General features: G+C 64.6%; 17 protein-coding genes. 14 read left to right on the forward strand and 3 right to left on the reverse strand.

All coding sequences use genetic code 11. The features are described from left to right. From NCG91_RS21445 to NCG91_RS21505, 13 genes are all read left to right on the forward strand, one after another. The coding region (locus NCG91_RS21445) for an aspartate-alanine antiporter-like transporter (protein WP_285817197.1) at window positions 1–1,015 on the forward strand (1,015 nt) is incomplete at its 5' end. A gap of 76 nt (window positions 1,016–1,091) precedes the next feature. Further along, window positions 1,092–2,702, forward strand: coding sequence for a bifunctional aspartate transaminase/aspartate 4-decarboxylase (locus tag NCG91_RS21450; RefSeq protein ID WP_251351116.1), 1,611 nt, complete (start codon window positions 1,092–1,094; stop codon window positions 2,700–2,702). Window positions 2,703–2,879: 177 nt separating this feature from the next. Next, complete coding sequence (locus tag NCG91_RS21455; protein ID WP_251351117.1) at window positions 2,880–4,304, forward strand: TolC family protein; 1,425 nt, start codon at window positions 2,880–2,882, stop codon at window positions 4,302–4,304. A 2-nt stretch (window positions 4,305–4,306) separates the two neighbouring features. After that, window positions 4,307–5,281, forward strand: coding sequence for an HlyD family secretion protein (locus NCG91_RS21460; RefSeq protein WP_251351118.1), 975 nt, complete (start codon window positions 4,307–4,309; stop codon window positions 5,279–5,281). Between the two features lie 6 nt (window positions 5,282–5,287). Beyond that, entirely contained in the window at window positions 5,288–6,469 is a 1,182-nt protein-coding gene (locus NCG91_RS21465) for an ABC transporter permease (RefSeq protein ID WP_251351119.1), read from the forward strand. Further along, entirely contained in the window at window positions 6,466–7,617 is a 1,152-nt protein-coding gene (locus NCG91_RS21470; protein WP_251351120.1) for an ABC transporter permease, read from the forward strand. The genes NCG91_RS21465 and NCG91_RS21470 overlap by 4 nt, the downstream gene beginning before the upstream one ends. Before the next feature lie 170 nt (window positions 7,618–7,787). Continuing rightward, the gene (locus NCG91_RS21475; RefSeq protein ID WP_251351121.1) at window positions 7,788–9,368 is read left to right on the forward strand and encodes an AAA family ATPase; all 1,581 of its coding nucleotides are present in this window, start codon (window positions 7,788–7,790) and stop codon (window positions 9,366–9,368) included. Next, on the forward strand, window positions 9,365–9,850 hold the full coding sequence (locus tag NCG91_RS21480; RefSeq protein WP_251351122.1) for a hypothetical protein: 486 nt from the start codon (window positions 9,365–9,367) through the stop codon (window positions 9,848–9,850). The genes NCG91_RS21475 and NCG91_RS21480 overlap by 4 nt, the downstream gene beginning before the upstream one ends. A 9-nt stretch (window positions 9,851–9,859) precedes the next feature. Further along, entirely contained in the window at window positions 9,860–10,831 is a 972-nt protein-coding gene (locus tag NCG91_RS21485; RefSeq protein WP_251351123.1) for a hypothetical protein, read from the forward strand. Continuing rightward, window positions 10,828–12,600 (forward strand): VWA domain-containing protein, encoded by a 1,773-nt coding sequence (locus tag NCG91_RS21490; protein WP_251351124.1) that lies wholly within the window; start codon window positions 10,828–10,830, stop codon window positions 12,598–12,600. Before NCG91_RS21485 ends, NCG91_RS21490 begins: the two co-directional genes overlap by 4 nt. Window position 12,601: 1 nt before the next feature. Next, on the forward strand, window positions 12,602–13,195 hold the full coding sequence (locus NCG91_RS21495; RefSeq protein ID WP_251351125.1) for a hypothetical protein: 594 nt from the start codon (window positions 12,602–12,604) through the stop codon (window positions 13,193–13,195). Window positions 13,196–13,197: 2 nt separating this feature from the next. After that, a complete protein-coding gene (locus NCG91_RS21500; RefSeq protein WP_251351126.1) occupies window positions 13,198–14,559 on the forward strand; it encodes a phenylacetate--CoA ligase family protein in 1,362 nt (453 codons plus the stop codon). Continuing rightward, window positions 14,556–15,599 carry an AAA family ATPase gene (locus tag NCG91_RS21505; RefSeq protein ID WP_251351127.1) on the forward strand — a complete coding sequence of 348 codons (1,044 nt, stop codon included), beginning with the start codon at window positions 14,556–14,558 and terminating at the stop codon, window positions 15,597–15,599. Before NCG91_RS21500 ends, NCG91_RS21505 begins: the two co-directional genes overlap by 4 nt. Here NCG91_RS21505 and NCG91_RS21510 read toward each other — a convergent pair. Next, window positions 15,556–16,134: a TetR/AcrR family transcriptional regulator gene (locus NCG91_RS21510; protein ID WP_251351128.1), complete on the reverse strand. Its 579-nt coding sequence runs from the start codon at window positions 16,132–16,134 to the stop codon at window positions 15,556–15,558. The two genes, NCG91_RS21505 and NCG91_RS21510, sit on opposite strands and share 44 nt — an antisense overlap. Before the next feature lie 178 nt (window positions 16,135–16,312). Here NCG91_RS21510 and NCG91_RS21515 point away from each other — a divergent pair, with 178 nt between their 5' ends. Beyond that, window positions 16,313–17,116, forward strand: a complete 804-nt coding sequence (locus NCG91_RS21515) for an SDR family NAD(P)-dependent oxidoreductase (RefSeq protein ID WP_251351129.1) — start codon at window positions 16,313–16,315, stop codon at window positions 17,114–17,116. An 18-nt stretch (window positions 17,117–17,134) separates the two neighbouring features. Here the strand turns inward: NCG91_RS21515 and NCG91_RS21520 are convergent, their stop codons facing one another. Both NCG91_RS21520 and NCG91_RS21525 read right to left on the reverse strand, forming a co-directional pair. Then, window positions 17,135–18,127: an AraC family transcriptional regulator gene (locus tag NCG91_RS21520; protein ID WP_251351130.1), complete on the reverse strand. Its 993-nt coding sequence runs from the start codon at window positions 18,125–18,127 to the stop codon at window positions 17,135–17,137. Between the two features lie 49 nt (window positions 18,128–18,176). Continuing rightward, window positions 18,177–19,463, reverse strand: coding sequence for an O-acetylhomoserine aminocarboxypropyltransferase/cysteine synthase family protein (locus tag NCG91_RS21525; protein ID WP_251351131.1), 1,287 nt, complete (start codon window positions 19,461–19,463; stop codon window positions 18,177–18,179). Window positions 19,464–19,506 lie beyond the last annotated feature (43 nt).

Here is a 19,506-nt window from a genome sequence, read left to right on the forward strand (position 1 = left end):
GGGTCCGGGCGCCGGACGCTCCGTGGCGGACATCGAAAGCGCCCATCCGAGCACGGCCATCACCATCGAACGCGTGAAACGCAATGGCCAGATCATCGACGTCAGCCCGGACCTGGTGCTGGCGGCCGACGATATCGTGCTGCTGGTGGGCCGGCGCGAAGCCATGCTCAGCGTGTCTTCCCAGCTGGGCAAGGAATTGCTGGCCGTCGAAGGCATGGAACTGGTGATGCAGCGCCGCGACATGGTGCTGACCAACAAGGCTTACCACAACAAGACGGTGGGCGAAATCCGCAGCGCCACGGCGCCGGGCGTGCGCCACGGCATCTTTGTCGTGCAACTGAGCCGCATGGGCAAGATTCTGCCCATGCAAGCGGAAACCGTCGTGCAGACGGGCGATGTGGTGACCATCTACGGCGCCGAGCAGGACGTCAAGCGCGTGGCGGCCGAAGTGGGCTACATGATCGTGCCGAGCGCCAAGACGGACTTCGTCTACATGGGCACCGGCCTCGTCGTCGGTTTGCTCGTGGGCTTGCTGGTGGCGCGCATCGGCTCGATTCCGCTGACGCTGGGCAGCGGCGGCGGCGTGCTGCTGTCGGGCCTGGTATTCGGCTGGTTCCGCGCCAAGCGCCAGACGTTTGGCTACATGCCCAGCGGCGCCGTGCAAATCCTGAAAGACCTGGGCCTGGCCGGCTTCGTTGCCGTCGTCGGCCTCACGTCCGGCCTGCAAGCCGTGCAAACCGTGCGCGAACACGGCCTGACCCTGTTTGGCGTGGGCGTGGTGGTGACCATCCTGCCGATGATCTTGACCATGCTGATCGGCCGCTACATCTTGCGTTATGACAACGTGGCCATCTTTGCGGGCGCCTTGTCCGGCTCGCGCAGCGCCAATCCCGCGTTCGGCGAAGTGCTGAACGCGGCGCAAAACTCGATTCCCACCGTACCGTTTGCCATTACGTATGCCCTGGCCAACGTTTTCCTGACCTTGCTGGGGCCGCTGATTGTGGCCTTCGTCTGAGTCGGGCGTATTTGCAGGACCTAAGCCGCCTGTGCGGGGCTTTTCCCATATTGTCAGTTGATAAGGAGTCGTTGAAATGGATTTCAGTAACCCAAGCAAACTCGCGCTGTTGAGCCCCTTCGAATTGAAGGATGCGCTGATCCAGACGGCCAAGCAAAGCAACCGTCTGATGCTCAATGCGGGCCGCGGCAACCCGAATTTCCTGGCCACCACGCCGCGCCACGGCTTCTTCCAGTTCGGCCAGTTCGCCATGACGGAAGCGGAACGTTCCTATGTGTACATGGATGACGTGGGCGGCTTCCCCACGCGCGACGGCATCGAGGCGCGCTTCGAAATCTTCGTGCGCAAGCATGAAGGCAACCCCGGCGTGCATTTCATCGAGGCAGCCATGTCGTATGTGCGCGACCAGCTGGGTCTGGACGCGGGCGACTTCATCTACGAGATGTGCGAAGCCATTCTCGGCTGCAACTATCCCGTGCCGGACCGCATGCTGCGCCTGTCCGAGAAAATCGTCGGCCAGTATATCCACCGCGAAATGATCGGTGACCATCCCTTCGTCGGCAACTTCGACATGTACGCCGTCGAAGGGGGCACGGCGGCCATGACGTATCTGTTCGCCAGCCTGAAATCGAACCACATCATCCAGGAAGGCGACACGATTGCCCTGGGCATGCCGATCTTCACGCCGTACATCGAGATTCCCCAGCTCAATGATTACAAGCTGAACACCGTGCATATTGATGCGCCTCAATCGAACAATTGGCAATTCACAAAGAAAGAGCTGGACAAGCTGCTGAACCCGAAAGTCAAGGCCTTCTTCCTCGTCAACCCCAGCAATCCACCGTCCGTCAAGATCGACGATGACACACTGGAATACATCGCCAAGATCATCAAGAAGCGCCCGGACCTGATCATCCTGACCGATGACGTGTACGGCACGTTTGCCGACAACTTCGTCTCGCTGTTCGCCATGTGTCCGTACAACACCATCCTCGTGTATTCGTTCTCGAAATACTTCGGCGCGACGGGCTGGCGCATGGGCGTGGTGGCCACGCATGAGAAAAATGTACTCGACGACAAGATTTCCAAGTTGCCGGAAACCATCAAGAAGCAGCTCGATGCGCGCTATCACTCCATCACGACGGAGCCGCGCGAGCTGAAATTCATCGACCGCCTGGTAGCCGACAGCCGCACGGTGGCGCTGAACCATACGGCCGGCCTGTCCACGCCCGTGCAGGCGCAGATGACCTTGTTCTCCCTGTTCTCGCTGATGGATGAAGAGCAAAAGTACAAGCAGTCGATGAAACGCATCGTGCTGCGCCGCAAGGAAGCGCTGTACCGCGAACTGGGCTTGCCGATGGTGCACGACGCCAATTCCGTGCGCTACTACCACCTGCTGGACATGGAATCGCTGGCCGCGCAGATGCATGGCGTGGAGTTTTCGCAGTGGCTGCTGAAAAAGCTCAAGCCGAACGAAGCGCTGTTCCGCCTGGCCGAGGAAACGGGCGTCATCCTGTTGCCGGGCCGCGGCTTCGGCACCACGCACCCGTCCGGCCGCGTGTCGCTGGCCAACCTGAACGAATACGACTACGCCAACATTGGCCGCGCCATCCGCAACATGGCGTCCGAGTTCTTTGCCGTGTTTGAAAAGGAAAAAGAGAAGGGTAGTAAGAAGGCGAAGAAGTAATTCGCCGGGTAGCTGCTTGAGCTCAACGGGCGCCCCGCAAGAGGCGCCCGTTTTTGCGTATCCGCCGCAGTAGGCAATAGTGCAGGCTGGAATAGACATCCGTAGATATAATTGCTATTGTGAAAGTATAAACATGGCAACCCCGTGCTTTCCCCTCATTCATTGACTGGACGCTACATGGGCAGATTGCAAGGACACTTATCATTATTGCTGGCGGGCGCGCTGGGCGCGGCCATGCCCGCCCTGGCGCAGTTGCCGGCCGGCGCGCCGCTGACATTCAACGAAGCGCTGCAGCAGGCGGCCCAGGCTTCGGGCGCCGTGCAGGGCGCCGCGCTCGACGTGCACGCCAAAACCCTCAAGGCGGAGGCGCTGTCGAATATCGATGGTCCTTCCGTGGACTTGACGGCGTTTCGCGGCCGTTTGTCGACGGATTTGAGTATCGACACGAGCGGCTTGTCCGGCGTGGTGGGCGGCATCGAATCCGTGCTGCCGCCCATTCCCGGCTTGCCCACGCCGCATATTCCCAACTCCCTCAACCGCGAAGTGGTGACGGACCTGACCTCGTTCGGCTTGCTGGGCATGTGGCCCATCTACACGGGCGGGCGCCTGGACGCCGTCAAGGGGCTCGCATCGAGCCTGACCCTGGCCGCGCAGGCGGAGCGCACGGAAGCGGAAGAGCAACTGGCCACCCTGGTGGCGCAGCGCTATTTCCAGTTGCTGCTGGCAAAAAGAGTGGTGGCCGTGCGGGCCGAAGTGACGGCCGGCGTGACGCAGCACCAGCGCGACGCGGCCAAGCTGGAAAAGGGCGGCCTGATTTCGCGCGCGGAACGCCTGCGCGCCGACGTGGCCCTGGACAGCGCCCGCAGCGACGAAGCGCAGGCGCGCAGCGACGAGGAAATCGCCCAGGTGGCGCTCGATCGTTTGCTCGCCGTCAATACGCAAGTGCGCCCCAGCACGCCGCTGTTCGTCAACAGCTTGCCGGTTGGCACCTTGCAATCGTTCATCAGCACGGGCATGCGCGAAAATGCGAACTGGAAAAAGATCGACAGCAAGCGCGTGCAGGCCGAGCAAGCCTTGAAGCTGCATGGCAAGGAATACGCACCTACCGTGTTTGCCATCGGTAACTACAATTTGAACCGTGGCAATGAAAAGCTCGTGCGCTCGAACTGGGCCGTCGGCCTGGTCGTGTCCGTACCGCTCGTGCACCGCATCAATACGGGCAAGATGATCGCCGCCGCCAAGCTGGACCAGGAGCGGGTGGAAGTGGTGGCGCGCCAGGCCGAGCGCGACATTCCCACCCTGATCGAAAAGAATTGGCGCGCGCTGGAAAACGCCCGTATCCAGTATCTGTCCACGGCCTCGTCGGTGGAGCTGGCGCGCGAAAATATTCGCCTGCAAACCGTGGCTTTCCAGCAAGGGCAAGTGACGTCGCTGGAAGTGGTCGACGCGCGCCTGAACCTGGCAAAGGTGGAAACCCAGCGCGCGCAGACGGCCTATAACTATGTGATGGGGCTGGCGCAATTGCTGGAAGCGACGGGCGAGACGCAGCGCCTGGGCAGCCTGGCGGCCGCGGCCGATATCCAATTACCTGTGGACAAATAATAATGAGCACCTCCAAAAAACCCTTGGCCATAGTCGCCGCCGTCATTGTCCTGGCCTTCGTGGGCTGGGGCTTGTACCAGGCCTTCCAGCCGCAGCGCCTGCCCTTGCAGGGACAGATGGATGCGCAGGAAGTCAATGTCTCGTCGAAAGTGCCGGGCCGGGTGGGCGAGCTGTACGTCAAGCTGGGCCAAACGGTGCCGAAAGGTGAACTGCTATTCCAGCTGACGAGCCCGGAAGTGGATGCGAAGATCGCGCAAGCGACGGCCGCCACGCAAGCGGCCGAAGCCGTGGCGCACAAGGCGCAAGCGGGAGCGCGGCCGGAAGAAATTGCCGCTGCGAAAGCGAACTGGGAGCGGGCGCAAACGGGGGCCACCATCGCCAAGACCACGTATACCCGCGTCAACAATATGTTCGAGCAAGGCGTGATTGCCCAGCAGAAACGTGACGAGGCGCAAGCGCAATGGCGCGCCGCCGACCAGCTGGCCCAAGCGGCTCGCGCCCAGTTTGACATGGCGCAAAAGGGCGCCCGTCCCGAAGACAAGACGGCTGCCGCCGCCCAGGCGCGCCAGGTGGGCGCCGTGCTGACGGAAGCGCAGATCGCGCTGGCCGAGACGAAGATTGCCGCGCCGGTGGCGGGCCAGGTCAGCAAGATCCAGATCCAGCCGGGCGAATTGGCGCCGCAAGGTTTCCCCGTGATTACCCTGGTGAACCTCGATGACGCCTGGGCCGTGCTGCAAGTGCGTGAAGACGAGATGGCGGCGTTTTCCATGGGCAGCACGCACACGGCGAACGTGCCGGCCTTGAAACAGCAACTGAGCTTCAAGGTCAGTTCGGTTGCCGTGCTGCCGGACTTCGCCACGTGGCGCGCGGCCCGTCCGGGCGGCACGGATCTGCGCACGTTTGAAATCCGTTTGCGTCCCGCCATCAAGGTCGAAGGCTTGCGTCCGGGCATGTCGGTCGTGTTCCCACCGCTCTGATAGCCGATGAGCGAGATTGACAAAGAGCAGCCGGCGGCGCTGGCACGCGAGTGGCAGCGGCTGCGCGGCGACTTCTGGGACTTCGGCATGCTCAGCTGGATTCCTGTCGTGCTGTGCGGCATGCTGTGGCTGGTGTTTTCCGCCGGCATCGCGCGCGACTTGCCCATCGTCGTCATCGATAACGACAATTCCACCCTGTCGCGCCAGCTCACGCGCTGGCTCGACGCTTCTCCCGGCATCCAGGTGGCGGCGAAAGTGGCGTCCAGCGACGAAGCCCTGCATCGCTTGCGCGAACGCACGGCGTTCGGCTATCTGCTGATCCCGAACGATTTCGAGCAGAAACTGCTGGGCGGCCGGCAAGCCACCGTGCAATGGCTGTACAACGCGCAGTTTTCCTCGCACGCGGGCGCCTTGCTGCGCGACGTGCGCACGGTCAGCACGACCTTGTCTGCCGGCATCGAGATGACGGCGCGGGTCAAGAAAGGCATGTCGGGCGTGCAGGCGGCGGCCCAGTTTGAACCGATACGCACGACCTTGAACAGTTTATATAACGAAAACATCAGCTATGAAGCATTTTTAACGTTGGCGCTGATGCCGGCCATGCTGCAGATTTTCATCGTCGTCGCCGTCGTCACGAGTATCGGACGCGAGTTGCGCGACGGCACGGTGCCGCAATGGCTGGCCTCGGCCCATGGCAGCTGGTTGCGCGCCGTGCTTGCCAAGCTGCTGTTCCCCCTCGTCGCCTACTGCGCGCTGGCGCTGCTGTACTTGCTGTTCTTCAGCCTGGCGCGGGATTGGGCCGTGGCGGGCAGCTTGCCGGTATTGCTGCTGAGCATGCTGTTGCTGGTGCTCGCGTATTGCGGCCTGGCCACCTTGCTGATCGCCGCCACCCTGTCCCTGCGTTTGGCGCTGTCGGGCGCGGCCTTCATCACGGCGCCCGCGTTCGCGTTTGCGGGCCAGGCCTTTCCCTTGATGGCCATGCCGGCGCCAGCGCGCGCCTGGGCGGAAGCCTTGCCGCTCACGCATTATCTGCAATTGCAAACGAAATACTGGCTGGCCGGCGCGCCATGGCGCTATGGCGTGCAGGAAATGCTGATTCTGGCCGGCATCGCCATCGGCTGCGGCGCCGTGGGCGTGTTCCTGTTGGCGCGCCGCGCGAATGCGCCTGCCGCCTGGGGACGCACATGATCTGGCCGGCCTTTGTCGCCACCTGGCGCGCCATGCTGACGGACAAGGGCGCGCTGACCTTGCTGTTCATCGGCGGCATCATCTATTCCTTCTTCTATCCGCTGCCGTATTCGACGGAAATCATCCAGCGCGTGCCCGTGGCGGTCGTCGACCAGGACCGCAGCGCCATGTCGCGCCAGTTGACGCGCTTTGCCATGGCCCACCCGTCGCTGCACGTGGTCGCCGTCACGCCGGACTTGCCCGTCGCACAGGATTTATTATGGCGCGACCAGGTCATGGGCGTATTGATCATTCCCCATGGTTTGCAGACGGACGTGCTGGCCGGCCGCGCCGCCCACGCGCAAGTGGCGGGCAATGGCTTGTATTTGATGTTGAACAAGGTGGCCCTGAACGGGCTGGCCGAAGTGGTGGGCACGGTGTCGGCCGGTATCGAGCTCAAGCGTTTGGGCGCGGGCACGCCGTCCACCATCCAGGCCAACCAGCAGCGCTCGCCCATTGCCTTCGACGCCGTGCCCCTGTTTAACGTCAAGGAAGGCTATGGCGCCTATGTCGTGCCGGGCGTGGCTACTCTCATTGTGCAGCAGACTTTGCTGATCGGCATGACCATGCTGTTCGGCACCTGGTACCAGCGCAAGGCATTTCCTGTGGCGGGCAGGCGCACGGCCGGCGGTTATGCGGGCATGCTGCTGGCGTTTGCCTGCGTCGCGTTTTTGAACTGCTGCTATTTCTTCGGCTTTGTCTTCTGGTTCCAGGATTACCCACGTGGCGGTAACTTTGGCGGCATGCTCTTGCTGCTGGTGCTGTTCTCGCTGTGTGAGGCGGCCTTCGGCATGCTGCTGGGCATGCTGTTCCGCACGCGCGAGCGGGGCACGCAGCTGATGATCGCCACCTCGATGCCCGTGCTGTTCCTCGCGGGCCTGACCTGGCCCGTGTCGTCCATGCCCGTCGTGCTGCAATGGCTGCGCTGGCTGCTGCCATCGACGGCCGGCATCCAGGGCTTTGTTGCGCTCAATCAAATGGGTGCCTCGCTGTATGAAATCCGCCATGAAGTGGCGGGCTTGCTGGCCTTGCTGGTCGCTTGCGTGGCGTTGGGCTGGTGGCGCTGGCGCGGGATGGAGGAGACTGTTGTCGATTTGAACAAGGCGTAACTGGGCCGATATGCAATAATTTCGTTTCCACATTAAATAACAACGCCTGACAAAAACCGTAGCGAGCGGAAGGGAGTTGCGGCCGAGAAGCGCAACTGTGCGAATGTACAGTGAGCATCGCAGGCCGTAAATACCGACGCGCAGTAGGTTTTGACAGGCGTTAGCCAATCATGTCAGCTTTTAATCTGTTCCAGCGCCTGTCCCAGGCCCCCACCAAACCCAAGGCGGCGCCCGCCGCGCGGCAGTTCGACGTGGCGGACCTGTACCAGGGACCCATCGCGCTGGGAGCGGAAGGCGAGGCGCAAGCGCGGCCGTTCGATGAAAAGCTGCGCCAGGCATACTTTTGGATCGTCAACCACGCCATCATCAGCCCCCATTACGACATCGAATACAACGATGGCCCGTCGCAGACGTATGCCGTGGGCGACAGCCGCCGCACCCTGAATTTGCCGTCGGCGCAAAGCTACTCCAGCTTCATTTTGCTGCCCCTGCTGACGTTCGCCACGCGCCGCAAATGCCTGTTCGTCGGCGGGCCGGGGCGGGGCAAGACGGCCAGCGCCCTGCTGATGGGCGTGCTGGCCGGTTCCACCGTCAAGGAAGTCAAGCGCGCCATGCAGCATGGCCACCCGCAGATGACGGTAGCCGACTTGCTGGGCAATCCGCTGCCGGCGGACTTGGTCAATGCGCAAAGCATGGACGAGATCCGCATCGCCTGGCGCGCCTGGCTGGGCATGCGCGTGAAAATCGTCGATGAATACAACCGCATCCCCACGCGCACGCAAAGCGCGCTGCTCACCGTCATGGGCGACAATTACGCGGAAGTGCTGAACCATATTTACGAATGTCCGGAAGCGGCCTGGTATCTGACGGCCAACGATGACCAGGGCGGCGGTACCTACCAGGTGATCGAAGCGCTGCGCGACCGGATCGACGTGACGGTGCAGGCGCTGGCCTTCAACCCCCGCTTCCTGAATGAACTGCTGCTGCGCGTGGAAGAAAACGTGCGGCCAGAAGAACTGGTGCCGCCCGATATCATCTTTACGGAAGCGGAGGTGGATCAAATTGGCGAATCCATCCGCCAGGTGGGCGTGCCCGAAGCCGTGCGCCGTCGCCTGGAATTCTTCGCCAGCCAGTTCGAGCTGTTCGAGACGGCCGGTGGCCAGTTCGAATACATGACCAAGGATACGGCCCGCCTGGCCGGCGCCGACCGGGGCGCCGCGCAGGCGGCCGACAATGGGCGCGACCGCCTGAAGGACCTCGGCTGCCAGACCCTCAACGGGATCTCCGTGCGCACCCTGATGGCGCTCTTGATCTACGCCAAGGCCATGGCTTATTTCCGCGGCAATGGCGAGGTGGAGCTGGAAGACTTGCGCCAGGTGCTGCCATTCGTCCTGCATAACAAGCTGCAGCCGGACCCGGATGCGCCATTTTTCGCGCTGCCGGAAAACGCCGCCTACCGCAGCGACAGGCTGGGCTGGCTGCGCCGTCTGTTCGATCTGTCGAACGATGAATTCAACCGCCTTGACCTGGACCGCGACGACCCTGTCGGCGTGCTGTCTGCCGAATTCGACCTGGGCCTCGATGGCGTCAGCGAGCGCGAGACCCTGGCGCGCCTGAACCGCATCGAAAAGCTGATCGGCGAGCGTACCAAAGGAAGAAAACTGTACGGCCCCCTATATGACGACCTGCTGAAGCTCAAATACCTGCATCAGCGCTATACGAATTACCGCAGCTGGCTGCGTTCGCAATGAATGACGCACTGAATATCGACCATTGCCGCGGGTTTCTCGACGCGCTGGCCATGTTGAACAGCGAGGCCAGCGACCTGTGCGCAAGCTATGAGCTGCAGCGCCTGCCCGGTGCGCCGGACCTGCGCACGGCGCTGGGCTTGCGCGTGGAGGACTATGCCTTGAACGTGAGCGGCGCGGCGCGCGACTTGCCGGCGCCCTTGTGGCAGATCACGGTGGCGCCGTGCGGGCGCGCGCACCTGGAGCACGTGTGCCAGCGCTGGTTCTTCTCGTCGGACCACATGCGGACGGCGCCGCCGGACCGTTTCCGCGCCTGCCTCGTCAACGCCTTCCTCGACGCGCTGGACATGTCGCTGGCCGCATTCACTATGCATATCGTGAAGATGACGCCGCCGCCTGGTGTCTGGTATGCGATCCACTGGGACGAGATCGCGTTTGAATCAGGGGATGAACGCTATCTGCTGCATTTTTCGCATAGCGATTGAGGAGGAACAATGATTTCTCCTGCCTTCGCAACTATCCTTGCCAGCGGCCGCGCCCAGTTCAACGGCCGCGCGGCGGAAGCGCGCCGGCGCTTTCCCGCGCTCGACATGGCCGCCTTCGGCGCCTTTTTGCACGATGGCGTCGATCCGCTGGTGGCGGCCGTGGCCGCCGCAGCACCCGAGCGCGTGGGCGGCGTCACCTTGGCCGCCTACGACATGGCCCTGGAGCTGGTGGGCCATGGCCTGGCCGGTCCGGCCGCGAAAAATCCCTTCCTGAATAGCGTGTGGCGCGGGCTGGCGCCATCGTTTGCACCGCTACTGGCGAAGGCCCCCGTCGACGTGCTGGGCATGCTGAGCAACGCCGCCATCCATATTTCCTCCGTGGCGGGAGCGCGGCCCGCGCAATGGCAGGCCGGGATGGCTGCCGTGGCGCCGCAAGTCGGCAGCGTCGCACAGCTGCGCGCCGTGGGCCAGGTGCTGGCCTGGCGCGCCGGCGTCGCGCATTTCCGCCAGGGCGCGCTGGCCGCCGCCGACACCTTGCCGCATGCGCTGGCGCTGGCCGCCTTTGGCGAACCGGGCGCGCAATGGCCGCAGGTGCATGCGCAGCTCATGGCTAATCCGTGGCGCGGCAATGCCGAAGGCAGGGAGTTCGGCGCCTTCACGGGCCTGGGTGGCGACTTCGCCACGCCGCCGCAAGTGCGCGCCACGCTTGACGGGTTTGTCGTGCGCAGCGCCGAGCGCCATTATTTGCTGGTGGCCGATGCCTATGGCGCCGTGCTGCACAGCGCCACGGCGCAGGAGTTTGAGTTGGCGCAAACCGGCGTGCCGGCGTCCGTGCGCCTCGAGGGGGCGACCGTGCATATCGGCGCGCGCAGCATCGCGCTCGACCTGCCGGCCGGCGACATCGCCATCGCCGCGAATGCGCATACGCTGGCCATCACGTCACCGTGGACGCACGCCATCCGCCTGCTGCCGCTCGCATGAAGAACGATGCCGACCTGATCGACCGCTGGCGCGCCGCCTGGCCCGAGGCCCTGGCCGTGTGGAGCAAGTTTACGCGCCTGCGCGACCCCAGCCTGTGCGCCAGCCGCGTCGAGGCCAGCAGGCAGGGCTTGTCCGGCAGCTTCGCCATGATCCGGCTGCTCGACCAGAGCGTGGTGGTGGACTTGCCGCTGGTGACGGAGCTGGGGCTGGACGACTATGCGCTGGAAATCCTCGCCCATGAAATCGGCCACCATATCCTCGCGCCGGGCAGCGCCAGCGACCAGTTCCGCCTGCTGGCGCGCATGCGCCGAGCCTTGCCGACGCTGGAACAGCACGCGCCCATGGTGGCCAACCTGTACACGGACCTGTTCATCAACGATCGCCTGCAGCGCCAGGCGAACTTGCGCATGGCGGACATCTACCGCAAGTTGCAACAGGGGAAAGCGCCAGCACCGGACGGCAAGGGCAGCGGCGGCGTATGGACCCTGTACATGCGTATCTATGAAAACCTGTGGCAGTTGGAAAAGGGCGAGCTGGGCGGCGGCCAGGCTGACGAGCGCCTGGACACGGATGCCTGGCTGGGGGCGCGCCTCATTCGCGTGTATGCGAACGACTGGATGCTGGCGGCGGGCCGCTTCGCCACCTTGCTGCTGCCCTACCTGGTGGAAGATACGGATGCCCTGGGTGACATTGACCCCAGCCGCTATCTGCAGGACACGCGCGACGCGGCACGCGGCTGCCAGACGTATGGCGCGCAGCAGATCGAGGATGACGAAGAGGACGGCGCCATCCACCCCGTGCACGACAAGCGCATTTCGGGCCTCGATGGCGAGGAACCGCAAGCCGAGGCGCCGCCCGGGAACGGCGGCGGCCAGCTGCGCGAACCGTTCGAACTGGGCGACATTCTGAAGGCCTCGGGCGTGGACTTGAGCGACCATGAAATCGCCATCCGCTACTACCGCGAGCGGGCCTTGCCGCATCTGGTGGCATTTCCCAGCCGCCCGGCGCCCGAATCGCCGGAGCCGCAGATGGAAGGGCTGGAGCCATGGGAAATTGGCGACCCGCTGGAAGACATCGACTGGCTGCAGTCGGTGATGCAGTCGCCGCGCCCCGTCCCGGGCGTGACCACCGTGCGCCGCGTGTATGGCCGCGAACCGGCGCGCGCCACCGACGCCGTGCCCGTCGACCTGGACATGTACGTGGACAGTTCCGGCTCCATGCCGAACCCGCAGGCGCATACCTCGTTCCTGACCCTGGCCGGCGCCGTCATCGCCTTGTCCGCCCTGCGCGCGGGCGCGAAAGTGCAGGTGACCCTGTGGAGCGGCAAGAACGAAGTGATGCTAACGCCAGGTTTCGTGCGCGATGAAGACATGATCCTCGGCGTGCTGACGGAATTTTTTGGCGGCGGCACCTGTTTCCCCATCCACCGCCTGCGCCAGACCTATGCGGCCAGGCGCGAACGGCCCGCGCACATCCTGATGATTTCCGACGACGGTATCACCACCATGTTCGACAAGGATGAACTGGGCAACAGCGGCTGGGATATCTCGGCGAAAGCGCTGGCGCAGGGCGGCGCGGGCGGCACCATGGCCTTGAACCTGGCGCGCGACTGGGAGGGGGCGGCCAGCCACCAGTGGCTGCAGCAGACCTATGACGATTTGAAACGCGCGCGCCGCGAGCAGGGCTGGGATATCCACGCCGTCGAGCGCTACGAGGACTTGCTGGACTTTGCGCGGGCGTTCAGCCGGCGCCACTATATACAATCATGACATGCAGATTCCCGGACCCCACCTCGAAAGATTAACCCACCGCCTGGCCGACACGCCCGTCGAATTCCTCGCCGAGCCCCGTATCGCCGGCGTTGCCAATGCGCAGGCAGTGGCGGTTGCCGCACTGGTCAACGACTTTTTGCTGCTGCATGGCGCGCGCGCGCCGGCCGCGTCCCTGCAGGGGTTCATCGGCGCGCAAGTGAAGGCGGACCGCAACCGGCTGGCGCTGGCCATGATCCTGTGCTGGCTGCTGGCCGACGAGTGGTTCATCGGCCAGCAGTTGCCGCAGCACGATTTGTTGCAGGTGCTGGGCGAGGCGGCGCGCGAACTGGCCGCCGCCACGCCGGCCCACCAGTTCACGCAAGACCCCGAGCGGCGCGAGGAACTGGCGCGCATCGTGCTGGCGCGCCTGGGTTTTCGGCCCCGCGACGAAAGCGTGGCGCAGGCCACGGACCGCCTGTCCGCCATCAGCGGCACGGAGCGGCGCCGCCTGCTTGAAGCGAGCCGCCTGGCCGAACAGCGCGCGCGGGAAATCCGCGAGGCGCTGGCGAAGAAGGCGGCCGAGGAATCGGCCGACAAGTGGTCGCGCGAATGAGCGTGGACGTCAATCTGCCGGCTGGCGCCTGGGAAGCGGACCGCGACTACTGTCCCACCCTGACGCCGGCGGGCGCGCGGATGCTGGACAAACTGCGCAGCCATCCCGCGGCGCCTCGCTACCGCAACCGCAGCGGCAACAAGCTGCTGGCCGCGGAAGTGGCGGCCTTGCGCGCCTACGAGCAGGAAGTCATGCAGGCGGATATCGGCTGGAGCGCCGATGCGCCGCCGCCCTGGCTGGCGGATTTTCTCAGAACGGCCTACGCCACGGTGCCGCATTACCGCGCCTGCGGCTCGCCGCCCGCGCGCCTGGCGGACGTGGCGCCCATCAGCCGCGCCGAACTGGCGCACGACATCGCCGCCTTCGTGCCCGACGATGCGGACCTGGCGCGCATGATCAATTTCCAGACGACGGGTACCACGGGCCACCCGCTGCTGATCGCTTCGCACCCGCTGGTGGCGGGGCGCTACCTGGCCTTCCACAAGCGCGCGCTGCGCCGCTTCGGCGTGACCCTGCGCCATGGCGCGGGGCAGGTGGGCGTGATGCTGCTGGGGCACCAGCGCCGCTGCTTCACCTATGTCTCCGTCACGCCCACGATGAACGAATCCGGCCTGGCGAAGATCAACCTGCACCCGGACGACTGGCGCGCCCCGGATGACCGCGCGCGTTACCTCGATGCCATGGCGCCCGAGCTGATTGCGGGCGACCCCATCTCGTTTGCCGAGTTGCTGACCCTGTCCATGACGCACAAGCCGGCCGCGCTGCTGTCCGTGTCGATGATGCTGTTGCCCGGCATGCGCGCGCGCCTCGAAGCGGCGTTCGGCTGCCCCGTGCTCGACATCTATTCGCTCAACGAAGTGGGGCCCGTGGCCGTCTACGATGAACAGGCGGGCGGCCACGTGCTGCTGCAGCACCGGCTGTACGTGGAAATCCTCGATAGCGCGGGCCAGCCCGTGCCGGATGGCGCGCGCGGCGAAATCACCGTGACGGGCGGCTTCAATTTTTGCCTGCCGCTGGTTCGCTACCGCACGGGTGATTACGCCTCGCTGGCGCATGGCCCGCACGGTCCCGTGCTGGTGGGCCTGGCCGGCCGCAGCCCCCTGCGCTACAGGACGATGACGGGCGAGTGGATCAATAATATCGACATCACGCATGCCTTGAAACCGCTGGCCATCGCCCTGTTCGGCGTGCACCAGCATGGCGACGGCGCCATCGCGCTGCGCCTGGCGCCGAACGCCATGCCGCAGGCTGACCGGGCGCGCGCCTTGCTTGCGCCTTTTTTCGGCGCCATCACGGTCGAGACCCTGCTGGCGGAAGACAAGATCATTCAATACACCTCGGATTTGCAGGAAGCAGTGGCATGAACCTTTATAAACGCGGCCTCGTGGTCGGCAAATTTTGCCCGCTGCACCAGGGTCACGAACTGTTGATCAAGCGCGCGCAAGACGCCTGCGAAGAACTGCTGGTGGTCAGCTACACCAGGCCCGAATTTCCCGGCTATGAGCCGGCGCGCCGGGAACGGTGGCTGCGCGCGCAATTTCCGCAGGCGCACATCGTGGTGCTGGACGATGCGCGCCTGGCGGCCCTGTGCGCCGCGCGCGGCGTGCCTGCCCGCCATCTGCCGCACAACGACGACGATGGCGAGCTGCATCGCCACTTCATGGGCTGGCTGTGCTGGACGGTGCTGGCGCTGCCCGTCGATGCCGTGTTCACCAGCGAAGACTATGGCTCCGGCTTTGCTCAGGTGCTGGAACGGCATTATGCCGGCGGGCCGGTGGCGCACGTGAGCGTGGACCAGGCGAGGACCCTGGTACCCGTGTCCGGCACCAGGGTGCGGCAAGATCCGCATGCGCACAGCGCCTTCCTGTCGCCGATTGTGCGCGCCGATTTTGTCACGCGCGTGTGCGTGCTCGGCGGCGAATCGAGCGGAAAAACGACCTTGGCGCAGGCGCTGGCGGCGCATTTCGAGACAGCCTGGGTGGCTGAGTATGGCCGCGAACTGTGGGAAAGCCAGGATGGCATATTGAACTATGACGATTTGTTGAAAATCGGCCGGGAACAGCTGCGGCGCGAAGCGCAGGCGCTATTGGCCGCGCGGCGCTGGCTGTTTTGCGACACCTCGCCCATGACGACGTATTTCTACTGCGTCGAGATGTTCGGCAAGGCCGAGCCGGAACTGGCGCAACTGGCCGAGCACGGCTACGACCTGGTGCTGCTGTGCGCCCCTGATTTTCCCTTCATCCAGGACGGCACGCGCCGCGACGAGGATTTCCGCGCGCGCCAGCATGCGTGGTATCAGGCCGAACTGGCGCGGCGGGGGATCGCCTTTGTCGATGTGTCAGGTTCGGTGGACGAGAGGGTCAGGCAGGTGGCGCAAGTGCTGGCGGCGCGAATGCCGTGCTGACCGCCGCCAGTATCTCGTCCGAAAACGCGGCATCGTCGACGGCGCGCGCCAGCGCCACGGCGCCCACCATGGCCGACAGCATGACGATGGCTTCCTGCCGGGGGTTGCGTTTTTTCTGCCACGGAAAATGCGTGGTCAGCTTGCCGATGATGGATTTCAGGTGGAAGGTGAAGGCGGGCAGCACTGCCGGCTGCTTGCGCGCGTCGCCGGCCAGCGCCGCCAGCAAGCACCCGTTGCCCGGCGCATCGCGGTGGGCCGCACTCACATAATCGCGCACATACTGGCGCATGGCTTCCGGACTGATGGTTGCCGCATCGAGCGCCGCGCGCGAGTGCTCCGAGCCGTGCAGGGTACTTTCCGCCATCAGCGCTTCCTTCGAGGCAAAGTGGTTGTAGAAGGGGCCATGCGTGAGTCCTGTCGCCTTCATGATCTGTCCCACGCTGACGCCGTCAAAGCCCTGTTCACGGAACAGCCGCGCCGCTTCCTGCAGGATGCGCTGGTGTTTTTCTGCCGTTTCGGACGCTGGGTATCGCATGGTGTTCTCCCGATCATTAAATAATTTCTGTTGACATCATACATTACGTGCGTCATGCTTGCGTCGCTAAGCATGATGACCGTCATGTTTAGCGTCGGATCAAACATGATGGATATCATGTTTGATCCGTCCTGCTGAAAGCCATTCATTCGAATTTACCAATTGCAAAGGAACTATCATGAGTACAGTCAATACACCGGGCACGGCCCTCGTCACCGGCGCGTCGTCGGGCCTGGGCGCCGTATATGCGGACCGCCTGGCCAGCCGCGGCTTCGATCTGATCCTGGTGGCGCGCCGGGTCGAACGCCTGGACGTGCTGGCCAGGTCGCTGGCGGAAAAGTATGGCGTGTCCGTGCGTGTCATGGCGGCGGACTTGTCCGCACCGGCCGACCTGCAGCGCGTGGCCGATGAACTGGCCAGCAATCCGGCCATCACCATGCTGGTCAATAATGCGGGCGCGTCGACCCTGGCGCCCGTCGTCGATACGCCGAAAGCGGGCATCGCCACCATGGACAAGGTCAACGTGACGGCCGTGGCGGAGCTGAGCTACGCCGTGCTGCCGCAGTTCAAGCAGCGCAACAGCGGCACCATCATCAATATCGGCTCCGTGCTGTCCTTCCACATCTTGCCCGTCAGCACGATCTACAGCGCCACCAAGGGCTATGTGATGAATTTCACGCGCGGCTTGCAGCAGGAGCTGGCCGGCACGGGCATCGTGGTGCAGCTGGTGCTGCCCGCATCGACGGCGACGGAAATCTGGGAATTGAGCGGCGTGCCGCTGGCGCAGCTGGACCAGGCCACCATCATGCGCGCCGAAGACTGTGTCGATGCGGCGCTGGCGGGCCTGGACCAGGGCGAACTGGTGACCTTGCCTTCCGTCGAAGACCAGGCCTTGTGGGAGCAGTTTGACTCTGCACGCCTGGCCCTGTTCGCAGGCGCGATGCGCGGCAAGCCGGCATCGCGCTATGGTATCGCGGGCTGATACACGCGAAAGAGGAAGCTACAGCGGCCGTACGGGGATGCAGATGTCGCAAGAGAATTCGCCGGTGGCCGGGTCCAGCGCCGTGGCCGCGGAAAAGCGCTCGAAGCACGGGCGCTCATCCCACTGCAGGCCGCTGGCCGGCAGCCATTCGCGCGTCATGCGCGTCCACGTTTCGGCAATGGCGCTGGACGGCCCCTTGAATTGCGCCACCGCATAGCGCCCGCCCGGCAGGGTGGTGATGCTGGCCCGGCCGCCCGACTGGAATGCATCGGGCACGGCGACGCAGGCGTCGTAGCGGCATTTGTCCGGCGGCGTGATGCTGGGATCGTCATGGCCGATGCCGTAGCACGTCGCGTCGTCCAGGCCGTGCGATTGCATCCATGGCGCGACAGTGTCGCGCCAGAAGGCGCCGATGGCGGGGCCGTAAGGGCCGATATGGCGTTGGCACGCCACGGTGGCGGGCGGCAGGTCGAGGATGGTGACTTGCATGGGACTCTCTCTATGAAGTGGATTGGAGTGCCCATGGTGCTGGAAATTCGGCCCGTTTTCCTGACCGGGATTGCGCATGGCCTGATCCGGATTGCTATCTTGCCGGCGCAGGCGCATGGCTGCGAGCATGGCAGCGTTTTTTGCGGCGATGCCGGCGCGCCAGGCCGTCGGCGTGCAGCCGAACTTCAGCTTGAAGGCGCGCGCAAACGCTTCGCCGGAGCCGAAGCCTGTCGCCAGCGCGATGTCCAGTATCGTTTCGCCGGGGCGGCAGGCCAGCCGCAGGGCGGCCGTTTCCAGGCGCCGGCGGCGTGCATAGTCGCCCAGCGTCTCGCCCATCCAGGCGGCGAACACGCGGTGAAAGTGGAAGCGTGAAAAATGCGCGACGTCGGCCAGCTGCGCCAGCTCCAGCGGCGTGTCGAGGTGGCGGTCGATATGGTCAAGCACGGCATTCATGCGCCGCGCGTATTCGGCGCGGAAATGGCCGGATGCCGGCTGCTCAGGGGGAGTAGGAGGGGAAGACATGCCGCCGATTATGGCATGAAGTCCCCTCCGGCCGGCGTGGAAAAGAGGCTTACGCCGCGTTCAATGCCTGCTCCAGGTCTTCGCGCAAGTCGTCGATATGCTCGATGCCCACGGACAGGCGCAGCATGTCTTCGGACACGCCCGCCTTGGCCAGTTCTTCGGGATTGAGCTGGCGATGCGTGGTGGAGGCCGGGTGGGTGGCCAGCGACTTGGCGTCGCCGATGTTGACCAGGCGCGTGAACAGCTGCAGGGCGTCGAGCACGCGGGCGCCGGCCGCGCGCGGGTCTTCGCCTGCAGCCAGCTTCAGGCCGAAGGACAGGATGCCCGAGGCGCGGCCGTGCATGTATTTTTTCACCAGCGCGTGGTCCGGGTGGTCTTCCAGGCCCGCGTAATTGACCCACGCGACTTTCGGATGGTTTTTCAAGTGTTTGGCCAGGGCCAGCGTGTTGTCGCAGATGCGGTCCATGCGCAGGGCCAGGGTCTCGATGCCCTGGATCAGCTGGAAGGCGCTCAAGGGCGAGATGGCCGCGCCCATGTTGCGCAGCGGGACGACGCGCGCGCGGCCGATGAAGGCGGCGGGGCCGAACGCTTCCGTGTAGACGACGCCGTGATACGACACGTCCGGTTCGTTCAGGCGCTTGAAGCGCTCCTTGTGTTCGGCCCATGGGAATTTGCCGCTGTCGACGATGGCGCCGCCGACGGTGGTGCCGTGGCCGCCCAGGTATTTGGTCAGCGAATGGACGACGATGTCGGCGCCATGCTCGATGGGGCGGAACAGGTAGGGGCTGGGCACCGTGTTATCGACGATCAGCGGGATGCCGTGCGCGTGCGCGATCTCGGCCAGCTTGGCCACGTCCGTCACATTGCCCAGCGGGTTGCCGATCGATTCGCAGAAGATGGCCTTGGTGCGCGCGTCGATCAGCGCGGCGAAGGTCTCGGGCTGGCGCGCGTCGGCGAAGCGCACTTCGATGCCGATTTGCGGCAGGGTGTGGGCAAACAGGTTGTAGGTGCCGCCATACAGCTGGCTGGCGGAGATGAAATTGTCGCCCGCTTCGGCGATGGTCTGGATCGCGTAGGTGATGGCCGCCATGCCCGACGCCACGGCCAGCGCGGCCACGCCGCCTTCCAGCGCCGCGACCCGCTTTTCCAGCACGTCCTGCGTGGGGTTCATGATGCGCGTGTAGATATTCCCGGCGACTTTCAGGTCGAACAGGTCTGCGCCATGCTGGGCATTGTCGAAGGCGTAGGCCACCGTCTGGTAGATGGGGACGGCGGCAGCCTTGGTGGTCGGGTCGGGGGTGTAGCCGGCGTGCACGGCCAGGGTTTCGATTCTCATGTGGTCTCCGGTTCGAATGGTCTGCAATGGTGAAATCCGCAGC

The sequence above is a fragment of the Janthinobacterium kumbetense genome, from assembly GCF_023703445.1.
GTDB lineage: Bacteria > Pseudomonadota > Gammaproteobacteria > Burkholderiales > Burkholderiaceae_D > Janthinobacterium > Janthinobacterium kumbetense.

Coding starts and splice junctions, on each gene's coding strand:
- NCG91_RS21450 (WP_251351116.1), top strand. CDS start 1,092: ATGGATTTCAGTAACCCAAGCAAACTCGCGCTGTTGAGCCCCTTCGAA.
- NCG91_RS21455 (WP_251351117.1), top strand. CDS start 2,880: ATGGGCAGATTGCAAGGACACTTATCATTATTGCTGGCGGGCGCGCTG.
- NCG91_RS21460 (WP_251351118.1), top strand. CDS start 4,307: ATGAGCACCTCCAAAAAACCCTTGGCCATAGTCGCCGCCGTCATTGTC.
- NCG91_RS21465 (WP_251351119.1), top strand. CDS start 5,288: ATGAGCGAGATTGACAAAGAGCAGCCGGCGGCGCTGGCACGCGAGTGG.
- NCG91_RS21470 (WP_251351120.1), top strand. CDS start 6,466: ATGATCTGGCCGGCCTTTGTCGCCACCTGGCGCGCCATGCTGACGGAC.
- NCG91_RS21475 (WP_251351121.1), top strand. CDS start 7,788: ATGTCAGCTTTTAATCTGTTCCAGCGCCTGTCCCAGGCCCCCACCAAA.
- NCG91_RS21480 (WP_251351122.1), top strand. CDS start 9,365: ATGAATGACGCACTGAATATCGACCATTGCCGCGGGTTTCTCGACGCG.
- NCG91_RS21485 (WP_251351123.1), top strand. CDS start 9,860: ATGATTTCTCCTGCCTTCGCAACTATCCTTGCCAGCGGCCGCGCCCAG.
- NCG91_RS21490 (WP_251351124.1), top strand. CDS start 10,828: ATGAAGAACGATGCCGACCTGATCGACCGCTGGCGCGCCGCCTGGCCC.
- NCG91_RS21495 (WP_251351125.1), top strand. CDS start 12,602: ATGCAGATTCCCGGACCCCACCTCGAAAGATTAACCCACCGCCTGGCC.
- NCG91_RS21505 (WP_251351127.1), top strand. CDS start 14,556: ATGAACCTTTATAAACGCGGCCTCGTGGTCGGCAAATTTTGCCCGCTG.
- NCG91_RS21510 (WP_251351128.1), bottom strand. CDS start 16,134: ATGCGATACCCAGCGTCCGAAACGGCAGAAAAACACCAGCGCATCCTG.
- NCG91_RS21515 (WP_251351129.1), top strand. CDS start 16,313: ATGAGTACAGTCAATACACCGGGCACGGCCCTCGTCACCGGCGCGTCG.
- NCG91_RS21520 (WP_251351130.1), bottom strand. CDS start 18,127: ATGTCTTCCCCTCCTACTCCCCCTGAGCAGCCGGCATCCGGCCATTTC.
- NCG91_RS21525 (WP_251351131.1), bottom strand. CDS start 19,463: ATGAGAATCGAAACCCTGGCCGTGCACGCCGGCTACACCCCCGACCCG.